This window comes from Actinocorallia aurantiaca (genome assembly GCF_039533685.1).
In the GTDB taxonomy this organism is placed as follows: domain Bacteria; phylum Actinomycetota; class Actinomycetes; order Streptosporangiales; family Streptosporangiaceae; genus Actinocorallia; species Actinocorallia aurantiaca.
Genome location: NZ_BAAATZ010000012.1, coordinates 442,844 through 446,369, shown reverse-complemented (window position 1 = coordinate 446,369; position 3,526 = coordinate 442,844). Strand labels below are relative to the sequence as shown.

Below are 3,526 nucleotides of genomic sequence, written 5' to 3'. Positions count from 1 at the left end.
CCCGCCATCGGCCTGGTCGCCGGAGCCGCACCGGGACCGGCGCTGGGCCTGGATCCCGGCCGCTGGGCGGCCCTGGCGGCGACGTCCGCCCTGATCGCGCTGACCTTCGCCCTCGTCTGCCGGGCGCTCACCGCGGCCCTCGACGGTCCGGGCCGGCTCCTGGCCGCGGCGGTCCTCGTCCTCACCCTGGCGGCGGGCGTCCTGTCCTCGATCCCCGGCGCCGCGGCCTCCCTGAGCGCCCTGCTGCCGACCTACGGGGCCGTGCTCGCCGTGCGCGCCCTGGTCCTGGACACCGGGGGCCTGCCCACCGGCCTGCTCCACCTCCTGGTCTGGCTGCTCCTCGCCCTGGCCGTCCTCGCCTTCACGGTCGTCCGCCGCCGCTCCCTGCGCCCCAGGGACCTGCGCCTCGCGACGGCCTGACCGGAGCCGGGTCGAGGGAACACCGAAGGAGACGGCGACAGGGACCGCCGGTTGAGGCGGACTCTTGTCATGCCTATCGTTTATCGATAGATTCTCATCGTTGGTCGATAGAGGAGAGACGATGAGGAAGCTGACAGTGCTCGTGCTGCGCGCCGTGCTCGTGGCGCTGCTCGCCGGTTCGGTGTTCGTGCAGGCGGTGATGGTGCCGCTGCTGGCCGTCGACATGGAGGGGTTCAACGCCGACCACGTGTACCTGCGGACGCCGCTCCTCGTGATCACGGTCCTGGGCGTCGCGACGATCCAGGTCGTCCTGGTCTGCGTGTGGCGGCTGGTGACGATGGTGCGGCGCGGGACGGTGTTCTCCCACGCGGCCTTCCGGTACGTGGACGTCGTGATGGGCGCGATCGTGGCGGCCGCCCTCCTGGCGTTCGCGCTCGGGGTCCTCCTGGCGCCGGGCGAGGCGGTCGCCCCGGGCGTGGTCCTCCTGATCGGCGGGGTGGGCCTGGGGATCCTGGGGGTCGCGCTCATCGTGCTCGTGCTGCGGACGCTGCTCGCCCAGGCCGTCGCGCGCGACGTCGAGGCGGCGCGGATGCGGGCCGAGCTGGACGAGGTGATCTGATGCCGATCGTCGTCGACATCGACGTGATGCTGGCCAGGCGGAAGATGTCCGTGGGCGAGCTCGCGGACCGGGTCGGGATCACGCCCGCCAACCTGGCGGTGCTCAAGAACGGCCGTGCCAAGGCGGTGCGCTTCACGACGCTCGCCGCCCTCTGCGAGGTGCTCGAGTGCCAGCCGGGAGACCTGCTGCGCTGGGACGCCGAGGAGCCGGCGGACGCGTGACCCCGTCCTCCGGCGACAGTGGCCGGACCGCCCCGGGGGCGAGCAGGGAATGGTCCTGCTCGCCCGCGAGCCCCGGAAGGGCGCGGGTCAGGCGGTGGCGCCGCCGTCGATGACGAGGTCGTGGCCGACGGCGAAGCCCGCCTCGTCGGAGGCCAGCCACAGGACGGTGGCGGCGACCTCGTCCAGGGTGCCGACGCGGCCCAGGGGGATCACCGGGGCGAGGCGGGCGTCGCGCTGCGCCCGGCTCTCGCCGGGCCGGTAGGACATCGGCCCGTCGCTGGCGCCCGGGCTGACGGCGTTGATGCGGACGCCGTCGCCGATGTGGTCGCGGGCGGCGGCGCGGGTCAGCGCGCTCAGCCCGGCCTTCGAAGTGGCGTAGGAGCCGAGCATCGGCAGCCGGACGTGCGTCCCGATGTTGGAGGAGGTGTTGACGATCGAACCCCCGCCGTGGGCGCGCATGTGTCGGATCTCGTGCTTCATCGACAGGAAGGCGCCCGTCAGGTTGATCTCCAGGACCTGCCTCCAGGCATCGGCGTCGAGGTCGGCGACCGGCGCGGCCTGGCCGAAGACCCCAGCGTTGTTGTGGGCGACGTGCAGGCCGCCGTGCCGCTCCACGGTGGTCTCGACCATCCGGACGACGTCGTCCTCCACGGCGACGTCGGCCGTGACGGAACTCGCGGTCCCGCCGTCCTTCTCGATCAGCTCGACGGTCCGGGCGAGCTCGTCGGCGCGGCGTCCGGCCACCACGACGGCGGCCCCCTCGCGGGCGAAGGCCTGCGCGGTGGCGCGTCCTATGCCGGTGCCGCCACCGGTGACGAGGACGACTTTGCCGCGGAATCGGGGGCTGTTCATGGATTTACGCCTCTCTTTATTTGACCGGTCGTTCCAGTATTCGGGCAGGAGAAAACGGGCCTCGGGTGGTGCTCTGCGTGTCGGCCGGGGCTCAGCAGAGGAGGGACAGCGCCTGTTCGGCGGTGTCGCGCAACCGGGCGGGGTCGTGCGAGCTCTTGCCGATGACGCGCATGCCCTGCAGCAGGGTCAGCAGGAACCGGGCCAGGGCCCTCGGATCCTTCTCCGCCGCCAGTTCGCCCTGGGCCTGCGCTCTGGTCAGCGCCGAGGTCAGCGCCGCCTCGAAGAAATTCCAGTTCGCCTCGATCCGCTGAGCCACCGTCCGGTCGTGCGGCGCCAGCTCCACCGCCGTGTTCACCACGAAACACCCGCGCTGAAGCGTGTCCTGCGCCGCCTCCCGCGCATACCGCTCGACGAGGGCGCGCACGGCCGGAAGCACCGGACCCGGCTGTGAGAGCGGTCCGAAAAAATCGGCGCTGTTCTCTAGATAGCGGTCATACGCCTTCAGGTAGAGCTCCCGCTTTCCGCCGAACGTCGCGTAGATGCTCGCCCTGCCGATCCCCAGACGCTCCACCAGATCGGCCATCGAGGTCGCCTCGTACCCCTTCTGCCAGAACAGTTCCATCGCGCGCTGCAGCACCGCGTCCGGATCGAATTCCTTGGTCCTCGCCACGACGGCGAACCTACCGCTTACTAGAACGATCAGTCAATTAAGTTGGCGGTGACGCCGTCTCGGAACGGGAAGGGGAAGGGCATGGAAGAGATGCGGACAGAACCGTGCGGCAAGCGGGTCAGGGCGTTCCTGGAGGGGGTGCCGGTGGCGGACTCCTTCCGGCCCCTGCTGGTGTGGGAGCGCCCCTACTACCCGACCTACTACTTTCCGGAGGCCGACGTGCGGGAGGACGTCCTGGCCGAGCGGGGTGTCGCGCTCAGGAGGCACGACGGGCACGTGGCCTTCGACTGGGACGCGGCGGACTCCTGGTTCGAGGAGGACGAGGAGGTGTTCACCCACGCCAGGGATCCGCACAGCCGGGTGGACGTCCTGGCGAGTTCGCGGCATGTCCTGGTCGTCTGCGAGGGGACGACGCTGGCGGAGTCGCGCAACTCGAGGCTGCTCTTCGAGACCGGCCTGCCCGCCCGGGTCTACCTGCCCAAGACCCATGTGCGTATGGACCTGCTCAAGCCTTCGCAGACGGTGACGCACTGTCCTTACAAGGGGCAGGCGGAGCACTGGTCGCTGGAGCGGGGCGGCACCACCGTCCCCGACGTCGCCTGGTCCTACCGGGCGCCCTTCGCCGAATCCCAGAAGGTCACCGGGATGCTCGCCTTCTACCCCGGCAAGGTGGAGCTCCTCGTGGACGGCGAACGCTGGAGCTGACCACAGGCGACCCGCGAGGGCTGCCGCCGAGCGCCGAAA

The 3,526-nt window shown here is 71.0% G+C and carries 6 protein-coding genes; 4 read left to right on the top strand and 2 right to left on the bottom strand.

Going from position 1 to position 3,526, the window contains the following annotated elements:
* The 3 genes from ABD327_RS17200 to ABD327_RS17190 all read left to right on the top strand — a co-directional run.
* Positions 1–420, top strand: a 420-nt coding sequence (locus ABD327_RS17200) for an ABC-2 transporter permease (protein WP_344451415.1), incomplete at its 5' end; no start/stop codon positions are given.
* 121 nt (positions 421–541) lie between these two features.
* On the top strand, positions 542–1,039 hold the full coding sequence (locus ABD327_RS17195) for a DUF2975 domain-containing protein (protein WP_344451414.1): 498 nt from the start codon (positions 542–544) through the stop codon (positions 1,037–1,039).
* Positions 1,039–1,260: a helix-turn-helix domain-containing protein gene (locus ABD327_RS17190; RefSeq protein WP_344451413.1), complete on the top strand. Its 222-nt coding sequence runs from the start codon at positions 1,039–1,041 to the stop codon at positions 1,258–1,260. Before ABD327_RS17195 ends, ABD327_RS17190 begins: the two co-directional genes overlap by 1 nt.
* A gap of 87 nt (positions 1,261–1,347) precedes the next feature.
* Here the strand turns inward: ABD327_RS17190 and ABD327_RS17185 are convergent, their stop codons facing one another.
* On the bottom strand, positions 1,348–2,112 hold the full coding sequence (locus ABD327_RS17185; RefSeq protein ID WP_344451412.1) for an SDR family NAD(P)-dependent oxidoreductase: 765 nt from the start codon (positions 2,110–2,112) through the stop codon (positions 1,348–1,350).
* Between the two features lie 91 nt (positions 2,113–2,203).
* On the bottom strand, positions 2,204–2,782 hold the full coding sequence (locus ABD327_RS17180) for a TetR/AcrR family transcriptional regulator (RefSeq protein ID WP_344451411.1): 579 nt from the start codon (positions 2,780–2,782) through the stop codon (positions 2,204–2,206).
* Between the two features lie 81 nt (positions 2,783–2,863).
* Between ABD327_RS17180 and ABD327_RS17175 the strand changes: the two genes are divergently transcribed.
* A complete protein-coding gene (locus ABD327_RS17175) occupies positions 2,864–3,487 on the top strand; it encodes a DUF427 domain-containing protein (protein ID WP_344451410.1) in 624 nt (207 codons plus the stop codon).
* Positions 3,488–3,526: the final 39 nt, after the last annotated feature.